Source organism: Dokdonella sp. (assembly GCF_019634845.1).
GTDB lineage: Bacteria > Pseudomonadota > Gammaproteobacteria > Xanthomonadales > Rhodanobacteraceae > Dokdonella_A.
Map to the genome: position 1 here is coordinate 1 of NZ_JAHCAQ010000009.1, position 17065 is coordinate 17065.

The 17065-nt window shown below is 69.9% G+C and carries 20 protein-coding genes; 11 read left to right on the forward strand and 9 right to left on the reverse strand.

Annotation, left to right across the window (positions count from 1 at the left end):
• The 4 genes from KF903_RS07905 to KF903_RS07920 all read left to right on the forward strand — a co-directional run.
• A partial coding sequence (locus KF903_RS07905) for a hypothetical protein (protein WP_291213393.1) occupies window positions 1-280 on the forward strand: 280 nt, incomplete at its 5' end.
• Window positions 281-337: 57 nt separating this feature from the next.
• Window positions 338-763: an alternative ribosome rescue aminoacyl-tRNA hydrolase ArfB gene (gene arfB, locus KF903_RS07910; protein WP_291213395.1), complete on the forward strand. Its 426-nt coding sequence runs from the start codon at window positions 338-340 to the stop codon at window positions 761-763.
• Window positions 760-1359 (forward strand): 1-acyl-sn-glycerol-3-phosphate acyltransferase, encoded by a 600-nt coding sequence (locus KF903_RS07915; protein WP_291213397.1) that lies wholly within the window; start codon window positions 760-762, stop codon window positions 1357-1359. Before arfB ends, KF903_RS07915 begins: the two co-directional genes overlap by 4 nt.
• Before the next feature lie 336 nt (window positions 1360-1695).
• A complete protein-coding gene (locus tag KF903_RS07920; RefSeq protein WP_291213399.1) occupies window positions 1696-2076 on the forward strand; it encodes a GFA family protein in 381 nt (126 codons plus the stop codon).
• A 43-nt stretch (window positions 2077-2119) separates the two neighbouring features.
• Here the strand turns inward: KF903_RS07920 and KF903_RS07925 are convergent, their stop codons facing one another.
• On the reverse strand, window positions 2120-2980 hold the full coding sequence (locus KF903_RS07925) for an AAA family ATPase (protein ID WP_291213401.1): 861 nt from the start codon (window positions 2978-2980) through the stop codon (window positions 2120-2122).
• Between KF903_RS07925 and pdxH the strand changes: the two genes are divergently transcribed.
• Genes pdxH through KF903_RS07940 form a run of 3 tightly spaced genes read left to right on the forward strand, consistent with a single transcriptional unit; the run spans window position 2979 to window position 4753 of the window.
• Window positions 2979-3599, forward strand: coding sequence for a pyridoxamine 5'-phosphate oxidase (pdxH, locus tag KF903_RS07930; protein WP_291213403.1), 621 nt, complete (start codon window positions 2979-2981; stop codon window positions 3597-3599). The two genes, KF903_RS07925 and pdxH, sit on opposite strands and share 2 nt — an antisense overlap.
• 1 nt (window position 3600) lies before the next feature.
• Window positions 3601-3942 (forward strand): hypothetical protein, encoded by a 342-nt coding sequence (locus tag KF903_RS07935; protein WP_291213405.1) that lies wholly within the window; start codon window positions 3601-3603, stop codon window positions 3940-3942.
• A 4-nt stretch (window positions 3943-3946) separates the two neighbouring features.
• Entirely contained in the window at window positions 3947-4753 is an 807-nt protein-coding gene (locus KF903_RS07940; protein ID WP_291213407.1) for an ABC transporter substrate-binding protein, read from the forward strand.
• A gap of 9 nt (window positions 4754-4762) precedes the next feature.
• Here the strand turns inward: KF903_RS07940 and KF903_RS07945 are convergent, their stop codons facing one another.
• The 3 genes from KF903_RS07945 to KF903_RS07955 all read right to left on the reverse strand — a co-directional run bounded on the left by KF903_RS07945 (window position 4763) and on the right by KF903_RS07955 (window position 7054).
• Window positions 4763-5341: a YggT family protein gene (locus KF903_RS07945; protein ID WP_291213409.1), complete on the reverse strand. Its 579-nt coding sequence runs from the start codon at window positions 5339-5341 to the stop codon at window positions 4763-4765.
• 72 nt (window positions 5342-5413) lie between these two features.
• Window positions 5414-6262, reverse strand: coding sequence for a pyrroline-5-carboxylate reductase (gene proC / locus KF903_RS07950; RefSeq protein WP_291213411.1), 849 nt, complete (start codon window positions 6260-6262; stop codon window positions 5414-5416).
• An 87-nt stretch (window positions 6263-6349) separates the two neighbouring features.
• Window positions 6350-7054 carry a YggS family pyridoxal phosphate-dependent enzyme gene (locus KF903_RS07955; RefSeq protein ID WP_291213413.1) on the reverse strand — a complete coding sequence of 235 codons (705 nt, stop codon included), beginning with the start codon at window positions 7052-7054 and terminating at the stop codon, window positions 6350-6352.
• A gap of 57 nt (window positions 7055-7111) precedes the next feature.
• Between KF903_RS07955 and KF903_RS07960 the strand changes: the two genes are divergently transcribed.
• From KF903_RS07960 to KF903_RS07970, 3 genes are all read left to right on the forward strand, one after another.
• Window positions 7112-8149 (forward strand): type IV pilus twitching motility protein PilT, encoded by a 1038-nt coding sequence (locus KF903_RS07960; protein ID WP_291213415.1) that lies wholly within the window; start codon window positions 7112-7114, stop codon window positions 8147-8149.
• A gap of 31 nt (window positions 8150-8180) precedes the next feature.
• Window positions 8181-8687: an O-acetyl-ADP-ribose deacetylase gene (locus tag KF903_RS07965; RefSeq protein WP_291213417.1), complete on the forward strand. Its 507-nt coding sequence runs from the start codon at window positions 8181-8183 to the stop codon at window positions 8685-8687.
• An 81-nt stretch (window positions 8688-8768) separates the two neighbouring features.
• A complete protein-coding gene (locus KF903_RS07970; RefSeq protein ID WP_291213419.1) occupies window positions 8769-9167 on the forward strand; it encodes a hypothetical protein in 399 nt (132 codons plus the stop codon).
• Between the two features lie 177 nt (window positions 9168-9344).
• Here the strand turns inward: KF903_RS07970 and mgtE are convergent, their stop codons facing one another.
• From mgtE to KF903_RS07995, 5 genes are all read right to left on the reverse strand, one after another.
• On the reverse strand, window positions 9345-10766 hold the full coding sequence (gene mgtE / locus KF903_RS07975) for a magnesium transporter (RefSeq protein WP_291213421.1): 1422 nt from the start codon (window positions 10764-10766) through the stop codon (window positions 9345-9347).
• A gap of 114 nt (window positions 10767-10880) precedes the next feature.
• Window positions 10881-11504, reverse strand: coding sequence for an ABC-type transport auxiliary lipoprotein family protein (locus KF903_RS07980; RefSeq protein WP_291213423.1), 624 nt, complete (start codon window positions 11502-11504; stop codon window positions 10881-10883).
• Window positions 11501-12445 carry an MlaD family protein gene (locus tag KF903_RS07985; protein ID WP_291213425.1) on the reverse strand — a complete coding sequence of 315 codons (945 nt, stop codon included), beginning with the start codon at window positions 12443-12445 and terminating at the stop codon, window positions 11501-11503. Before KF903_RS07985 ends, KF903_RS07980 begins: the two co-directional genes overlap by 4 nt.
• A gap of 2 nt (window positions 12446-12447) precedes the next feature.
• Window positions 12448-13260: an ATP-binding cassette domain-containing protein gene (locus tag KF903_RS07990; protein ID WP_291213427.1), complete on the reverse strand. Its 813-nt coding sequence runs from the start codon at window positions 13258-13260 to the stop codon at window positions 12448-12450.
• A gap of 1303 nt (window positions 13261-14563) precedes the next feature.
• Window positions 14564-15667, reverse strand: a complete 1104-nt coding sequence (locus KF903_RS07995; RefSeq protein ID WP_291213429.1) for an ABC transporter permease — start codon at window positions 15665-15667, stop codon at window positions 14564-14566.
• Between the two features lie 112 nt (window positions 15668-15779).
• Here KF903_RS07995 and KF903_RS08000 point away from each other — a divergent pair, with 112 nt between their 5' ends.
• Window positions 15780-17027, forward strand: coding sequence for a threonine/serine exporter family protein (locus KF903_RS08000; RefSeq protein WP_291213431.1), 1248 nt, complete (start codon window positions 15780-15782; stop codon window positions 17025-17027).
• Window positions 17028-17065: the final 38 nt, after the last annotated feature.

Here is a 17065-nt window from a genome sequence, read left to right on the forward strand (position 1 = left end):
GCCGGCGCCCGAGCCCGAGGCGCCGATGCCCGACACGATCACGGCGATGGCCGAGGCCGACAACACCTGTCGTGACGTACAGGCGGCAGTTGCGCAAGGTCCGTTCAATCCGCGCCTGGCGCGTTTTGCCGAAGGATGCGCGAACATGCTGCAACGCGACCGCGAGCGCATCGAGCGGTTGCAGCGCGAAGGTCGCGAGGCCGATGTCGCCAACGAGGTCCAGAAGCTCGTCCGTTCGTATCGGCAGGCGCAGGTGATGCTGAAGCGGGCCGGCAACTGAGGCCGGTCATGGCTGTCCCGGCCACAATCAGGTCGGCAGCGCCGCGCGGGGCACGACATGCTCGCCATCGATGACCGCGTGCAGATCGCCGACGAGGAACTCGTCGAGCGTTTCGTGCGTGCGACCGGCGCTGGCGGCCAGAACGTCAACAAGGTGTCGAGCGCGGTCGAACTGCGTTTCGACATCGCGCGTTCGGCCTCGCTCGACGAAGCGCTGCGGGCGCGGCTGCTGGCACGACGCGATCGGCGCATCAGCGCCGACGGCGTGATCGTGATCCAGGCGCAGCGCTTCCGCGACCAGGGCAAGAACCGGCTCGACGCGCGCGAGCGGCTGGCGGCGATCATCCGTGCCGCGCTGATCGTGCCCAAGGCGCGCCTGGCGACCAGACCCACGCGTGCGGCCAAGCAGCGCCGCCTCGAAGCCAAGAAGTCGCGCGCCACCATCAAACGCAATCGCGGCCGGAGCGGCTGGAGCGGGGAATGACGCCGGCGCCACTCGCGCCGGCACTGCCGCCATCGATGCCGCAGTTGCCGCCGCATGTCGGCCGCCGCCTGTGCGCGTGGTGGCTGCGCCGCTGCGGCTGGCAGCTGCGCGGCCAATTCCCCGACGTTCCGCAACTGGTCCTGATCGCGGCACCGCACAGCTCGTGGTGGGACGGCTGGTGGGGCCTGCTGTTCAAGGTGGCGCTCGGTGCCGACGTGACGTTCATGGGCAAGCGCGAGCTGTTCGTCGGCCCGCTCGGCTGGCTGTTGCGCCGGCTCGGCGGGGTGCCGGTGGAGCGCGGCCGCGCGCATGGTGTGGTCGAGCAGATGGCGGCGCGGTTCGCCGACACGCCGCGACTGTGGCTGGGCCTGGCCCCGGAAGGCACGCGCCGCCACGTCGCGCGATGGCGCACCGGGTTCTGGCACGTGGCGCGCGCTGCCGGCGTACCGATCCTGCCGGCGGCGTTCGACTATCCGAGTCGTTCGATCGTGCTGGGTCCGCTGTTCACGCCCGGCACCGACATGGCTGCCGACTTGCAGCGCTTGCGCGCGTGGTACGCGCCGTTCCGCGGCAAGCGCCACGACGTCGACGCTTGAGCGTGCTGTGCCGCGAGGCGCGGCGCCTGGTTGGGGCCGGGTCGCCGCCACGGCCGCCGCTGCCAGCCCGCCAGCCGCCGCGCGCCATTGGTTCGCCGCGCCGCTGCGGCCCGGCCGCGCGCTGACGCCTGCAGCGGCTTGCGGGCGATGCTGCTGCGGCCCACACTCGCCCGTGCAGTCCAGGTCCGCGCTTGCCGCTACCGCGCCGAGGCTCGTCGTCGCGAGAGTCTGGTTCGGCGCCAACGGCACGGTGGCGCGGGCAGCCGGCGCGTGTCGCCCTCATTGCGGTGGATTCCCATGGCCAGTGAACATCGTGGATCCTGTCTGTGCGGCGCCGTGACCTTCAAGATCAGCGGCGCGTTCGAGCGCTTCTACCTGTGCCACTGCTCGCATTGCCGCAAGGACAGCGGCTCGGCCCATGCTGCCAACCTGTTCTCGTCGAGCGCGACGCTGACCTGGCTGTCGGGCCAGGACTGCGTGCGCGGTTTCCGCCTGCCAAAGACGCGGCACGCGCGCAGCTTCTGCTCGGTGTGCGGGTCGGCGTTGCCGTGCGCGGTCACCGGCATGCTCGTCGTTCCCGCGGGCAGTCTCGACACGCCGCTGGCGATGGTGCCCGATGGCAACATTTTCATGGCCAGCCGGGCCGGGTGGGAGCATGACCTGGCTGCCGCGCCGGCATTCGCGGCGCTGCCGTCGCCGCCTGCGGCCACGCGCTGACGCGCGCCGCCTCGAACGCGCGGCGGCCCTGCCGATCCCGCCGTCAGCGGCAGTGGGCGGCAGGGACGTGCACGGCGCGCACGCGGTGGCGCGCATCGAGTTCGAGGCACAGGTCGGCGCGCGCGGGCAGGGTTGCCAGTGCGTGGCGGCTCAGCCGTTCGTAGTGCTGCATGAAGCGTGCGAGTTCGGACGCGGTCATCGCGTGCCTGGCGCCGCGTTCGCAGCGCGGACGCTCGGCCTGCGCACGCCAGCGCCGCGCACTGGCGAAATCCGGCGCCTGCAGCAGCACGAGCCGATCGAGTTGCCGCCACAGTCGCGCATAGGCGCCGGCAAGATGGCGGTTCACCCAGTTCCGCCAGATCGCATGCGGGTCGGCGTCGCGTTCGAGTGCATTGAGCGGGCCGCGCAGCGCGGCCTGCGACTGCGCCGGCACGCCCACGCACCAGCCTTCGAGCAGGACGAGCCGTGGCGGCGCGCTGACCACGCGCCAGCGCGAGGGCGGCAGGCGCGTGTCGCGGCCCTTGTCGAAGCGCGGTACGCGCACCGGCGCGCGCTCGCTCGCGTGGGCGAGCGCGGCCAGCGTGCGCATCAACAACGCCACGTCGTGGGTGCCGGGCACGCCGCGCGTGGCCAGCAGTGGATGCACCTGGCGGGCCAACAGCAGGCGCGCGCGCCGGCCAAGGTAGAAGTCATCGAGCGACAGCACGACGGCGTCGATGCCGCGCCCGCCGCAGGCCGCGGCGAGCTGCTGCGCCAGCGTGCTCTTGCCGCTGCCCTGCAGACCCGACAGGCCGACCCGCAGCGGTCGCCGGCGTTGCCGGGCCAGTGGCAGCGCCAGGGCGTCGAGCACCTGCGCGACCACGGCCGGGGCATGGCCGGGCCGCGTGCTAGCATCGCCTCGCATGAACCCGTCACCTCCGGCCGCCGCAGCGGCGGCACTGTACCAAACGGCCCTCGATACCTTCAGCGATCTGCTCGCGCAGGCACAGGCGGCCGGCGATCCCGAGCCGACCGCGATGACGCTGGCCACGCTCGGTGAAGGCCGGCCGCATGCGCGCATCGTGTTGCTCAAGGGCGTCGATGCGCGCGGATTCCGGTTCTACACCAACTACGCCAGCGCCAAGGCCGGCGAACTCGACGCGAGCGCATGGGCGGCGCTGTGTTTCCACTGGAAGACATTGCGCCAAGGCGTGCAGGTGCGCGTGGAAGGGCGCGTGGAGAAGCTCGCCGCGGCCGAATCAGATGCGTATTTCGCCACGCGCCCGCGCGGCAGCCAGCTCGGTGCCTGGGCCTCGCTGCAGTCGCAGCCGCTGCCGGATCCGGCCCAGTTCGAGGCGCGCTACGCGCAGTTCGAGCAGCGTTTCGCCGCGGGCGAAGTGGCGCGACCGCCGCACTGGGGCGGCTACCTCGTGGTGCCCGACCGGATCGAGTTCTGGTACGGCGCGCAGTTCCGTCTGCATGAGCGGCAGGTGTATGCGCGTGACGCCGCCGGCATCTGGAGCTGCGGGATGCTCTACCCCTGAGATGAATCTGCGCCCGGTGTATCGCGTGGGCGTGGTGGTGCCGTGCACGCATGTGCAGGCACTGCTCGACGGCGTGCGTGGCGATGCCGGCCTGGTGCTGGGCGACTATGCCGACTGGGCCTGGCTGTCGGCGGTGGGTGAGGAGCAGTTCCGGCCGGGCGCGGGCGCGACCCCGGTGCGTGGTGCGCGCGGGGTGCTCGAATGCGTGGCGAGTCGGCGCGTGGAGTTCTGCATCGAGCGCGATGCGGTCGCGCTGCAACGACTGCTCGCTGCGATCGCCGCCCATCATCCATGGCAGGTACCGGCGATCTGCGTCGACGAATCGCTGGCGCCGCGGGGCTGAGCGCATGTCGATCGTGCATGGCCCGCGGCGCATCGTCTGCCTGACCGAGGAACCGACCGAAGTGCTGTATGCGCTCGGCGAGGACTGGCGCATCGTCGGCATTTCGGGCTTCACCGTGCGCCCGCCGCAGGCGCGCCGCGACAAACCGAAGGTGTCGGCCTTCACCAGCGCGCGGATCGAGGCGATCCTGGCCCTCAAGCCCGATTTCGTGGTCGGTTTCAGCGACATCCAGGCCGACATCGCCCGCGCGCTCGTCAAGGCCGGGATCGAGGTGTGGATCGCCAACCACCGCAGCGTCGAGGGCATCTTCGACTACATCCTGCGGCTGGGCGCGCTGGTCGGTGCCGCGGCCGCGGCACAGGCGTATGCCGCAACGCTGCGCGCGCATGTGGATGCGGTGGCGGCGCGCAGCGCGCATTGGCCGCGGCGCCCGCGCGTGTATTTCGAGGAATGGGACGAGCCGCTCATCACCGGCATCGGCTGGGTCGGCGAACTCGTCGCGCTGGCCGGCGGCATCGATGTGTTTCCCGAGCGCGCGGCGATGCCATTGGCCCGCGACCGCATCCTCGCCGATGGCGGCGAAGTCATCGCGCGGGCGCCCGAGGTGATCCTCGGTTCGTGGTGCGGCAAGAAGTTCCGACCTGCGCGCGTGGCCGCGCGCCCAGGCTGGGCGGCCGTGCCGGCGGTGCGCACGGGCGAGCTGCACGAGATCAAGTCCTCGATCATCCTGCAGCCGGGACCCGCCGCGCTCGGCGACGGGCTCGATGCAATCCACGGCGTGCTTGCGGCGTGGCTGACCCGCCACGCCTGAACGCGCAGCTCAGGCCGCCTGCGCGAGCCGCATGCCGGCGTCGATCAGCGGCGCCACCAGCAGGGCCCGCGCCAGCAGGATCGCGAGGATCACCAGCATCGGCGAGAAGTCGAGCCCGCCCGGCGCGGGCAGTCGCGTGCGCAGCGGGCGCAACAGCGGCTCGCTGAGCTGGTACACCAGCGGCACCACCGGGTTGCTGCGCTCGACGCTGATGAACGACAGCAGCACGCGCACGAACACGATGCCGATGTAGAGCACGAGCACGAAGTCGGCGAGGTCGGCCAGGGCCATGATGGCGAGTCCGACCAGGCCCAGACGCTGGCCGAACATGGTGTAGATGAGCGCGAGCTTGATCGCGCTGAACAGCCAGGCCAGCAGCAGCCCGCCGAACTCGATGTTGCGCCAGCTCGGGATGAGCCTGCGCAGCGGCATCAGCAACGGATTGGTGACCTTGTACAGGAACTGGCACACCGGGTTGTAGAAGTTGGCGCGCACGATCTGCAGCAACACGCGCAGCACGATGAGGAACACCACCACGCCGACGGCGAAGTCGATGAGGATCTGGGCGGCGTGGGCGAAATATCCCATGGCAGGCGATTGGTGGCGCAGGTGAGGGCCGCGCGATTGTAGGGCAGTGCGCGCGCGGCGAGGCCGGCGCGTTCAGTCGAACTGCGCCGACAGCTCGCCGCCGCGGTGCGTCGCGGCGGCGACCGCGGCGGCGACGAGGCCGGCCAGATCGCCGCCGCGGAATACTTCGAGCGCCGCCGCCGTGGTGCCGCCCGGCGAGGTCACGCGTTCGCGCAGGGTGGCCGCCGCCTCGCCGCTTTCCACCAACATGCGGCCGGCACCGAGGCAGGTCTGTGCCGCCAGCGCGGCGGCGACCTCGCGCGGCAGGCCCTGCGCGACGGCGGCATCGACGAGCGCTTCGACGAGCAGGAAGAAATAGGCCGGCCCCGAACCCGACAACGCGGTCACGCTGTCCATGAGCTCCTCGCGCTCGATCCACGCCACGCTGCCGGCGGCGCCAAGAATCGCGCTGGCGCGTTCGCGCTGCGCGGCATCGACGCGGCGATTGGCGATGAGGCCGGCGGCGCCGGCACCGATCAGGGCCGGCGTGTTCGGCATGACGCGCACGAGCGCGGTGTCGGCGCCGAGCCAGCGTTCGAACTGGTCGAGGCGGATGCCGGCGGCGATCGAGATCACAAGCGCCCGACTGGCCGCGACCGCGGCGGCGATCTCGCCGCATACCGCATGCATGACCTGCGGCTTGACGGCGAGCACGAGCGTGGCGGCGCCGCTGGCTGCGCTCGCCGCATCGGCATGCACGCTGACGCCGAAGTCGCGCGCCAGCGCCTCGCGCGTGGCCGGGTTGGGCTCGGCGACCGTGATCGCCGCCGCCGCGACACCGCCGTGCAGCAAGGCGCCGATCAGGCTGCGCGCCATGTTGCCGCCGCCGATGAACGCAAGCGTGCCGGCGGCGGACAGGAGGGAGGCATCGGGGCTGGACATGGCGATCGATCGGTGGGCGGCGGAGCACGCAAGCATAGCAAGCGCAGCGGCGATGCCTTGGGCCTGCTGCGCGCGACCGCGGTGGTCTCAGCGGGCGCCGAACAGCGCGGTGCCGATGCGGACCATCGTCGCGCCGCTGGCGATGGCGAGCTCGAAGTCGTCCGACATACCCATCGACAGCGTGTCGACGCCGGGGTGGCGCGCGCGCACGGCTTCGAACAGGCGCCGCATGCGTTCGAATGCGACGCGCCGCTGCTCCAGTTCGGCCAGTGGCTGGGGAATGGCCATGAGGCCGCGCAGCCGCAGCGCCGGTTCGGCCACGACGAGGTCGGCGAGCGCGGCGACCGCAGCCGGCGCGCAGCCCGCCTTGCTCGCCTCGTCGTCGATGTTGACCTGGATCAGCACGTTGAGCGGGCCGCGCTCGGGCGGGCGCTCGCGTGCCAGCATCGTGACGAGCTTGGCGCGGTCCAGGCTCTGCAGCCAGTCGAAATGCTGCGCGACCTCGCGGCACTTGTTGGACTGCAGTGGGCCGATCAGGTGCCACTCGAGATCGAGCCCGGCCAGTTCGGCCTGCTTGGCCAGCGCCTCCTGCACGTAGTTTTCGCCGAACGCGCGCTGGCCCTGGGACGCCAGTGCGCGCACCGCCGCCGCCGGCTTGGTCTTGGATACGGCCAGCAGGCGCGTGTCGTGGCGACCGGCCGCGCGTCCGGCGGCCTCGATGCGGGCCAGGATCGCGCGGTAGTCGGCTGCGGCGGCGTCGATCGCGCGGGGGTGATCAGATGGCGTGTTCATGTGGCTATACTGCCGCAACCGCGCATCGGCGCGTTGCACCACGTTGGGGACATCGCCATGGATATCGCCGAACTGCTTGCGTTCTCGGTCAAGAACAAGGCTTCCGACCTGCACCTGTCGGCCGGGTTGCCGCCGATGATCCGCGTCGATGGCGACGTGCGGCGCATCAACATCCCGGCATTCGAGCACAAGCAGGTGCATTCGCTCGTGTACGACATCATGTCGGACAAGCAGCGGCGCGACTACGAGGAGTTCCTCGAAGTCGACTTTTCGTTCGAGATCCCCTCGCTGGCGCGCTTCCGCGTCAATGCCTTCAACCAGAATCGCGGCGCCGCGGCCGTGTTCCGTACCATTCCCTCCGAAGTCCTGTCGCTGGAGGATCTTGGTTGCCCGCGCATCTTCAAGGAGCTCATCGAGCAGCCGCAGGGCCTCATCCTCGTCACCGGGCCGACCGGTTCGGGCAAGTCGACCACGTTGGCGGCGATGGTCGACCACGTCAACAAGAACGAGTACGGCCACATCCTCAGCGTCGAGGACCCGATCGAGTTCGTGCACACCTCGCAGAAGTGCCTGATCAACCAGCGCGAGGTGCACCGCGACACCCACGGCTTCAACGAGGCGCTGCGCTCGGCACTGCGTGAGGATCCCGACTACATCCTCGTCGGCGAGTTGCGCGACCTGGAGACGATCCGCCTCGCGCTCACCGCCGCCGAAACCGGCCACCTCGTGTTCGCCACGCTGCACACGAGCTCGGCGGCCAAGACGATCGACCGCGTCATCGACGTGTTCCCGGCCGGCGAGAAGCCGATGGTGCGCTCGATGCTGTCGGAGAGCCTGCGCGCGGTGATCTCGCAGAGCCTGCTGAAGAAGGTCGGTGGCGGTCGTATCGCCGCCCACGAGATCATGGTCGGCATCCCGGCCATCCGCAACCTGATCCGCGAGGACAAGGTCGCGCAGATGTATTCGGCGATCCAGACCGGCAACCAGCATGGCATGCAGACGCTCGACCAGTGTCTGCAGGACCTCGTCAAGCGCGGCCTCGTCACGCGCCAGCAGGCGATCGGCTACGCCAAGAACAAGGACATCTTCAAGTAACGGCGGGCGCCGCCGCGCGAGCGTGTACCACATGCACCTGCGCGCGCTGCAGGCCGACATCACCACGCTGGCGGTCGATGCGATCGTCAATGCGGCCAACCGCTCGCTGCTCGGTGGCGGCGGTGTCGATGGCGCGATCCATCGCGCGGCCGGCCCCGGTCTGCTGCGCGAATGCCGCGCGCTGGGCGGTTGTGCCACCGGCCAGGCCAAGGTGACAGGCGGCCATGCGCTGCCGGCCCGTTACGTGATACACACGGTAGGGCCGATCTGGCAGGGCGGTGCGCACGGCGAACCCGCCCTGCTGGCCAGTTGCTACCGCAGTGCGCTGGAGCTGGCCGAGTCGCTCGGCGTGCATTCGATCGCGTTCCCGGCCATCAGCACCGGCGTGTACGGCTACCCCAAGCCCGCAGCGGCGCGGGTCGCGGTTGCGAGCGTGCGCGCGCATGCGGCGGTCGGCCTGCAGCAGGTCCTGTTCTGCTGCTACGGCGCGACCGACCTGGCCCTGTATGAGGCCGTGCTCGCCGCCGGCCCCGCCTGAGTCGCGCGGTCTCGATCCGCGAGGATGATGTGGTCGGCGCTCGCGGCGCACGGTTCGTGCCTGGGCGCGGACGGCGGCGGCATGAAGCGTTCGATGTGGGGAGCAGCGTGTCGGTGGCCGGCGCTGACACGGCACGCCGAGCCGCTCAACTACCGTTACGGTGACCTCAAGAGTGGCGAGTGGCACACCAACGGGCGCCGCTTCCGCAACGACACCGGCGGTGCCCATGTCGAGGCCGGCAAGCACATCCACCTGTTCGGTTCGATTGGCAATGGCGGCTCCTGCGTCGGTCCGCCCCTTGATGGCAGTCGCAACGCGCGGCTCGGCATGGGCGATCATTGGCTCATCGGCGAGCACTCGATGCTCGCGCTCGAGGCGGCCGCGCTGCGCACCAGCGATCGTTGGCGCGATCAGGGCCGCATGGCACACGTGGGCTGGCGCGCGATCGTCGAGTATCGCTGCCGTTTCGCGCGCTCGTGAGAGGCCGTCGCCACCGCGACACGCACCGAGCGGTGGCACTGGCGCACGCAGGAGCTTGCGCTCGGATCGGTGTGGCATCTCAACGACGCCATCGCGGCGATTGCATTCGTTCGCCGCATGGATGGCCACAACGGCTTCGATTTCACGCTCCGCACCTGCTACTGAGTGCGCAGCGCCTCAGATCAGGAACAGGGTGGCCAGGCCGAGGAAGATGAAGAAACCGCCGCTGTCGGTCAGCGCGGTGATCATCACGCTCGATCCCATCGCCGGGTCGCGGCCGAAGCGCAGCAGCGTCATCGGGATCAGCACACCCATGCACGCGGCCAGCAGCAGGTTGAGCGTCATCGCCGCGGTCATCACCAGGCCCAGCGGCACGCTGTCGTAGAGCAGCACGGCCACCACCCCGATCACGCCGCCCCAGATCAGGCCGTTGACCAGCGCCACGCCCAGCTCCTTGCGCAACAGGCGCCGCGCGCTGGCCGGGCTGACCTGGCCCAGCGCGAGCGCACGCACGATCATCGTGATGGTCTGGTTGCCCGAGTTGCCGCCGATGCCGGCCACGATCGGCATCAGTGCGGCCAGTGCGACCAGCTTCTGGATCGAGCCCTCGAACACGCCGATCACGCGCGAGGCGATGAAGGCGGTGACGAGGTTGATCGCCAACCAGGCCCAGCGGTTGCGCAGCGAGCGCCATACCGAGGCGAACATGTCCTCATCCTCGAGCAGGCCGAAGCGCTCGCGCACCTCGGCATCGCTTTCCTCGCGGATGACGTCGACCATCGCGTTGATGGTGACGCGGCCAATCAGCCGGCCGTCGGCATCGACCACCGGCGCGGTGACGAGGTCATAGCGCTCGAACGCCTGCGCGGTACCGGCGACATCGTCCTCGGGATGGAAGGTGTTGGCATCGGGTGCCATCACCTCGCTGACCAGCTTGGCCGGATCGTTGACGAGCAGCCAGCGGATCGGCAGCACGCCGGTCAGCAGCATGTCGTGGTTGACGACGAACAGCTTGTCGGTCTGCTCGGGCAGTTCCTTGAGCCGGCGCAGGTAGCGCAGCACGGTCTCCAGCGTCACGTCCTCGCGGATCGTGACCATGTCGAAATCCATGATCGCGCCGACCTGGTCGTCCTCCCAGGCCATCGCGGTCTGCACCTGACGGCGTTCCTCGGCGTTGAGCCGGTGCAGGACTTCCTGCAGCACGTCCTCGGGCAGGTCCTCGGCGAGATCGGCGATTTCCTCCGCATCGAGTTGCTCGGTGGCGGCCAGCAGCTCGGGCTTGTCCATGTCGGCCAGCAGCGACTCGCGCACCGCATCGGACACTTCGAGCAGGATCTCGCCGTCCTGGTCGGCCTTGACGAGGTTCCACACCTCGCGCCGCTCTGCGGGCGGCAGCGTTTCGAGGATGAAGGCGATGTCGGCCGGATGCAGGCCCTCGATCTCGCGCGTCAGCTGCGCCGTGCGCGAGTCGATGCCGGCCGCCGGCGCGGCGGCCTCGGCCGCGGGCTGCGGCGCCTCGGCTGGCTGCAGCAGCTCGTGCACGCGCGCGAGGCGCGCCTGCAGGACACTGTGCGGAGTGCTGGTTTCGACTTCACTCATCGACATTCGCGACTGCGGCTCGGCGCGGCCACGCCTCGCGCCTGCGATGCGGGCATCGCAGGTCTGGGCGGCGACGGCACAAGGGTGGTGCTGGACGGAACCAGCGGCGGCGCATTATCGCGGTTTTTGCGCCGCAGTTCCTGCCGTCAGGGTCCAATCGACCAGTTCGGAGACCAGCTGCTGCACGCTGGCCTCGAAGGCGGCGAAGGCTGCCGCGGTGTCGCGCGCTGCGAACGGCGTGTCGACGGCAAACGCCTTGGCCGCCACCACGCGGCTCGTGCGGTAGTCGAGCAGGCGCGCCTGCAGGGCGATGACGGCATGCCAGCCGTCGCTGCGGATTTCGGCCTGGAACGACTGCAGGTCGATCGCCAGGGCGTAGTCGGCGTTGAGCGCGCCCGTGCTGCTGCCGACGCCAAGGATGCGCCCCGACTGCGCGAAGCCCTGCAACATGAGGTTGCGCAGCAGGGCGGGCGCCGGATCGCTCCAACGCGCTCCCGGATACACCTCGATGACGCCGGGGCTCGGCATGACGACGATGCGCGGCGTGTTGAGCGCTTCGCTGGCCTGCGGCGTCTCCACCACCAGTTGCCAGCCGACGGCGGGAGCGGCCGCCGCGGTCGTCGGCGCATGGTAGGTCGGCGCATAGATCGTGAACGGCTGGCGCTTGACCCCGAGCAGGTCACCACAGGCAGCCAGCAGGACCAGGACGGCCAGAAGCAGGAAGCGGCTGGATCTCATCGCGGCTGGTACTCCTTGGGTTGATCGCGGCCGAGCAACAGGCTGTCGGAGGCGCCGAGCTTGTCGCTGAGCTGCCTGAGCGAGCGCAGCGTCTCGTGCAGCTCGGCCAGCGTCGGCCCGATCTGGCGCAGGCCCTGGTTGGCGAAGCGGTCGATCGCGCCACGGTTGTCGTCGAGCAGTGCGTCGGTGCCGACGGCCAGGCGATCGATGTGGGCCAGCGTGCCCTGCATCGTCTGCAGCAGCTTGCGCACATCGTCGCGCACCAGCACGTTGGTGGTCGCCGCCATCTGGTCGATCGCGCCGAGCGTGCGCTTGATCTGGCTGGTTGCATCGGCGAGTTGGCGCAGGATCTGGCCCACGTCCTGGCGCTGCTCGGCCAGCGTGCCGGTGAGCGCGTCGATGTTGGCCAGGGTGCGGTCGACATGACGCACATTGTCCTCCGACAGCACGTCACCGAGCCGCACCAGGATCTCGTTGACGCTGGTCACCACGTCGCTGCCCGAAGCGAGCAGCTTGGACAGCGCCGATTCCTCCGACGGGATGCGCGGCAAGGGGTGTTCGCGGGTCGGCAACAGCGGTGGGCTGCCTGGCGCGCCGCCCGTGAGCTGGATGAAGGCGAGCCCGGTGACGCCCTGCAGGCCGAGCTTGGCGCGGGTGTCCTCGCGTACCGGCGCAGTGGCGTCGAGCCGCACCCGTGCGATGACCTTGCGGGCGTCGTCAGGCGCCAGACTCAGCGCCGCGACCTCGCCGACCTTGATGCCGTTGTACTGGACGAGACCACCGACCGACAGGCCCGTCACGGCTTCGGTGAACACGATCTCGTAGTCGTTGAACCTGCGGTCGGTGCCGGTCTTGGACAGCCACAGCACGAAACCGAGCGCGAGCAGGAACGCACCGATCGTGAAGGCACCGATCAGGACATGATGGGCGCGGGTTTCCATGTTCAGGTACCTCCGGCAGGGTGGGCGTGGCGCGCCCGCGCGTGCTGCGCCGCCAGCAGCGCCGAACGGCCGCGCGGACCCTGGAAATAATCGCGCACCCAGGGATCGTCGCAGCGTTCGACTTCGGCCAGCGGACCGCATGCGAGCACGCGCCTGTGCGCCAGCACGGCCACGCGGTCGCAGATCGTGTACAGGGTATCCAGATCGTGGGTAATGAGGAACACGGTCAGACCGAGGCTGTCGCGCAGGGTCAGGATGAGCTCGTCGAACGCCGCCGCGCCGATCGGGTCGAGGCCGGCAGTGGGCTCGTCCAGGAACAGCAGGTCGGGGTCGAGCGCGATCGCACGCGCCAGCGCCGCGCGCTTGACCATGCCGCCCGACAGCTGGCTCGGAAACTTCGCACCGGCATTGGGTGGCAGCCCCGCCAGCGCGATCTTGAGCGCAGCGAAGCGCTGCATGAGCGGCAACGGCAGGCGAAAATGTTCACGCATCGGCGCCATCACGTTGTCGGCGACCGACAGCGAGGAAAACAGCGCGCCGTTCTGGAACAGCACGCCGCAGCGCCGCTCGACCTGCATGCGTTCGGTCTCGCTGGCCCGCATCATCTCGGTCGCGAGCAGGCGCACGCTGCCCGCGGCCGGGCGGTTGAGGCCGATGATCGAGCGCATCAGCACCGACTTGCCACTGCCCGAACCGCCGACCACGCCGATGATCTCGCCGCGCCGCACGTCGAGGTCGAGCTGCTCGTGCACGACCTGGCTGCCGAACTGGTTGCGCAGGCCGCGTACTTCGATGATGGCCTCAGTGGCGGTCATGGCCGTCGATCCGTTGCGGTTGGGGTTTGTGCGCTGATTCGATCGTTGGCTTCGTGGCGACAACCGACTCACGTCCCTGGTGGGTTCGTCCCGCAGTTTTCGGGTGGCTTGCGCCGGTGGTTTTTTGCGCTGGCGCCATCGTCGACTGTTGTGCGACAACCGACCCACGTCCCTGGTGGGTTCGTCCCGCAGTTTTCGGGTGGCTTGCGCCGGTGGTTTTTTGCGCTGGCGCCATCGTCGACTGTTGTGCGACAACCGACCCACGTCCCTGGTGGGTTCGTCCCGCATCCCTGCGGGCCGGTTCCTTTTCTTTGCTTGCCCAAAGAAAAGGAACCAAAAGAAATGGCACCCTCCGGGCCGCGGTCACGCGCGCATCCGGCGCGCGTGACTGCCGCGGGTGCGCTACGCGGTTTGCCGGACAGTGCATCCCTCCACTGACGGGCAAACTCGGCGCGATCTCGCGCCGACCCTGTGGCTGGCCCTGCGCGCCCCGCCGCGTGGAGGACCCGACCTGCAGTGACGCGGCCATCGTGGCCGCGCCGGGACCGCTGCGCCATGGTGGCGTGCCTTGCGCGCGCGGAGCGCGCTGCGTCCCGGCAGGCCCATCAGCGGCGGCGGCGGCGGGCCGAAGCGGCCCGCAGGGGAGCGCGATGGATCGCGCCATTGCGCCGTCAGCACAGGGAGGTGCTGTCGGCGCACCCCACCGCAGCGGACCTCGCGCGCAGGAAGCGCGCGAGGCGCCGCTGCAGGGCTGTCGTTCTCTTTGGTGACTTTCTCTTGGACAAGACGCCAACGATCGACTCGACGCCCAAACCCACCGGCGCAAGCCACCCGAAAACTGCGGGACGAACCCACCAGGGACGTGAGTCGGTTGTCGCACAACAGTCGACGATGGCGCCAGCGCAAAAACCCACCGGCGCAAGCCGCCCGACGACGGCGGGACGAACCCACCAAGGACGTGGGTCGGTTGTCGCACAACAGTCGACGATGGCGCCAGCGCAAAAACCCACCGGCGCAAGCCGCCCGACGACGGCGGAACGAACCCACCAAGGACGTGGGTCGGTCGTCGCACAACAGTCGACGATGGCGCCAGCGCAAAAACCTGCTGGCGCAAGCCGCCCGACGACGGCGGGACGAACCCACCAAGGACGTGGGTCGGTTGTCGCACAACAGTCGACGATGGCGCCAGCCCAAAAACCTACTGGCGCAAGCCGCCCGACGACCGCGGAACGAACCCACCCGCGACGTGCGTCGGTCGTCGCGACGACGGTCGCGACCCCCGCTCGCTGGCGTGCGGCGGCGTTCACACGTCGATCTCCATGAAGAACACCGCCGCCAGCGCATCGACGAGGATTGCCATGAAGATCGCCTGCACCACGCTCGAGGTGGTGTGGGTGCCGACCGATTCGGCGCTGCCCGATACCTTGAAGCCTTCCAGGCACCCGATCGCGGCGATGAGGAAGGCGAAGATCGGCGCCTTGCTCATGCCGACCCAGAAGTGGCGCGCGGCGCCGAGTTCGTGCAGGCGGGTGATGAACAGCGTGGGCGAGATGTCCATGCTCAGGGCGCCGACCATGCCGCCGCCGACGATGCCGGCCAGCATGGCCAGCGCAGTCAGCAGCGGCATGGCGACCAGCAGGGCGAGCAGGCGCGGCAGGACGAGCACCTCGATCGGGTCGAGGCCAAGGGTGCGGATCGCGTCGACTTCCTCGCGCGCTTTCATCGAGCCGATCTGCGCGGTGAAGGCGCTGCCGCTGCGGCCGGCGATGAGGATTGCCGTGAGCAGCACGCCGAATTCGCGCAGGAACGAATAGCCGATCAGTTCGACCGTGTAGATGGCCGCACCAAAGTCACGCAGGATGGTGGCGCCGAGAAAGGCCACCACGGCGCCGACGAGAAAATTGAGCAGCACGACGATCGGCACCGCGTCGAGGCCGGTCTGTTCGAGGTGGAACGCCAACGCCGTCGGGCGCCAGCGGCGCGGATCGGGCAGGCTGCGCACGAGCGTGGCGAGCACCAGGCCGATGAAGCCGAGCAGCGCGACCGCGTCGCGGGCGATGCCCTCCACGGCGGCGCCGGTGCGCGCGAGCAGGCCGAGCAGGCCATTGTCGCGGCGCGTCGTGGCCGTATCCGGCAGCGCGGCACGCGCGACCGCATCGAGCAGGGCGTGCTGGCGCGGGTCGAGCCCGTCGATGCGCGCCGCCTCGGCGAGGTCGAGCAGCAGGCGGGCGCCGGCGGTGTCCAGGCGCGCGATGGCGGTGGCGTCGATGCGTGCCTGCGGGGCCAGGCGCCCGCGCCAGCGCGACACGTCGGCGGCCAGGGCGGTGGCCATCGCCAGGGTCCAGTCGCCGCCAACCGCAAGGTGCTCGCCGTGCTGGCGCAGGAATGGGGTGGTCGCGGTCTGCATCGGGCAAGGCTAGCAGGCTGTCGGCCAACGGCAACGTTGACACCTGAAGCGCGGCTCAATCCGCAGCCGGCGCCCCCTCGCCGGGCGCGCATGCTGCAAGGCATCATTGTGCATGGCCGCGCCCACCGACCAGCGCTATTCGTTCAAGACCCGCACCGGCTTCATCGTCGAGCTGGCGCGGCGTCTGCACGAGTACGGCACGGCCGCGCCGCGGCTCGAGGACGTGGTCAACCTTGCCAGTGCGCGGCTGGGTCTCAACTGCAATGTGCTGTCGACGCCAACCTCGATCGTGATGTCGTTCGGCGAATCGGCGCGCGGCGATGACCTGGCCGAATTCACCCAGGTGGTGCGGGTGTCGCCGGGCGAGGTCAATCTGGCGCGGTTATGCCGCGTCGACGAGGTCGCCGATCGCGTGATCGCGGGCGACCTCGACCTGGCCGAGGGCTGGCGGCAGCTGCGCGAGATCGGCGCGCGCCGCCTGAGCCGCTACACCCACACCGCCACCGTGTTCGCGTTCGGTGTCGCCTCGGCGACGGTGGCGGCGATCCTGCATACGGGGTGGGTCGAGGTCGGCGTGGCCTTTGTCAACGGCCTGCTGATCGGCGCCATGACCCTGCTGCCGTTGCGCTGGCCGAGCTTCGGCAACGCGCTCGAAGCGGTGGCCGCGTTCGTGTCGAGCCTCGTGTGCGTGGTCGTCGCCTGCTGGGTGACGCCGATCCAGTTGCGTCCGGTGGTGATCGCCAGCGTCATCGTGCTGATTCCGGGCATGACGCTGACCACGGCCGTGCGTGAGCTGTCGAGCCAGCACCTGGTGTCGGGCAGCGCGCGCATGATGGGCGCGCTGGCAACCTTGCTCAAGCTGCTGTTCGGCAGTGCGCTCGCGCTGCAGGGCTGCGCCTATTTCGGCATCGTGCCGCCGCTGGCGCAGAGCGTGCCGATTCCGGCCTGGGCCGAGTGGCTGGCGGTGTTTTCCGGTGCGGTGTCGTTCGCGGTGCTGTTCAAGACGCCGCGCCGGTTCGCGCCGGTCGTGATCGCAGCGCCACTGGTGGGCTACCTGTGCACCCAGGTCGGTGGCGCCCATGTCTCGCCGGTGTTCGGCACCTTCCTCGGCGCGATCGTGGTGGGCGCACTGAGCAATCTGTTTGCGCGCATCGCGCATCGGCCCGGGGCGCTGATCCGCGAACCGGGCATCATCCTGCTGGTGCCCGGCAGCGTCGGCTTCCGCAGTCTGAGCTACGTGCTCGACCGCAACGTGCAACTGGGCATCGACACCGCGGTGACGATGACGGCACTGCTGATCGCGATCGTGGCGGGGCTGTTCTTCGGCGATTTCCTGGTGCCGCCACGGCGCAAGCTGTAACGTCGGCGCGCGCAGTACAATCGCGCGCCGCCACGTCG

Bases quoted from the DNA above. Each gene is read 5' to 3' on its own strand.
- KF903_RS07945 (WP_291213409.1), bottom strand. From the start codon at position 5,341: ATGGGATATTTCGCCCACGCCGCCCAGATCCTCATCGACTTCGCCGTC.
- mgtE (WP_291213421.1), bottom strand. From the start codon at position 10,766: ATGAGTGAAGTCGAAACCAGCACTCCGCACAGTGTCCTGCAGGCGCGC.
- KF903_RS07955 (WP_291213413.1), bottom strand. From the start codon at position 7,054: ATGAACACGCCATCTGATCACCCCCGCGCGATCGACGCCGCCGCAGCC.
- proC (WP_291213411.1), bottom strand. From the start codon at position 6,262: ATGTCCAGCCCCGATGCCTCCCTCCTGTCCGCCGCCGGCACGCTTGCG.
- KF903_RS07925 (WP_291213401.1), bottom strand. From the start codon at position 2,980: ATGCGAGGCGATGCTAGCACGCGGCCCGGCCATGCCCCGGCCGTGGTC.
- KF903_RS07935 (WP_291213405.1), top strand. From the start codon at position 3,601: ATGAATCTGCGCCCGGTGTATCGCGTGGGCGTGGTGGTGCCGTGCACG.
- KF903_RS07915 (WP_291213397.1), top strand. From the start codon at position 760: ATGACGCCGGCGCCACTCGCGCCGGCACTGCCGCCATCGATGCCGCAG.
- KF903_RS07995 (WP_291213429.1), bottom strand. From the start codon at position 15,667: ATGCAGACCGCGACCACCCCATTCCTGCGCCAGCACGGCGAGCACCTT.
- arfB (WP_291213395.1), top strand. From the start codon at position 338: ATGCTCGCCATCGATGACCGCGTGCAGATCGCCGACGAGGAACTCGTC.
- KF903_RS07990 (WP_291213427.1), bottom strand. From the start codon at position 13,260: ATGACCGCCACTGAGGCCATCATCGAAGTACGCGGCCTGCGCAACCAG.
- KF903_RS08000 (WP_291213431.1), top strand. From the start codon at position 15,780: ATGGCCGCGCCCACCGACCAGCGCTATTCGTTCAAGACCCGCACCGGC.
- KF903_RS07985 (WP_291213425.1), bottom strand. From the start codon at position 12,445: ATGGAAACCCGCGCCCATCATGTCCTGATCGGTGCCTTCACGATCGGT.
- KF903_RS07980 (WP_291213423.1), bottom strand. From the start codon at position 11,504: ATGAGATCCAGCCGCTTCCTGCTTCTGGCCGTCCTGGTCCTGCTGGCT.
- KF903_RS07965 (WP_291213417.1), top strand. From the start codon at position 8,181: ATGCACCTGCGCGCGCTGCAGGCCGACATCACCACGCTGGCGGTCGAT.
- pdxH (WP_291213403.1), top strand. From the start codon at position 2,979: ATGAACCCGTCACCTCCGGCCGCCGCAGCGGCGGCACTGTACCAAACG.
- KF903_RS07960 (WP_291213415.1), top strand. From the start codon at position 7,112: ATGGATATCGCCGAACTGCTTGCGTTCTCGGTCAAGAACAAGGCTTCC.
- KF903_RS07940 (WP_291213407.1), top strand. From the start codon at position 3,947: ATGTCGATCGTGCATGGCCCGCGGCGCATCGTCTGCCTGACCGAGGAA.
- KF903_RS07970 (WP_291213419.1), top strand. From the start codon at position 8,769: ATGAAGCGTTCGATGTGGGGAGCAGCGTGTCGGTGGCCGGCGCTGACA.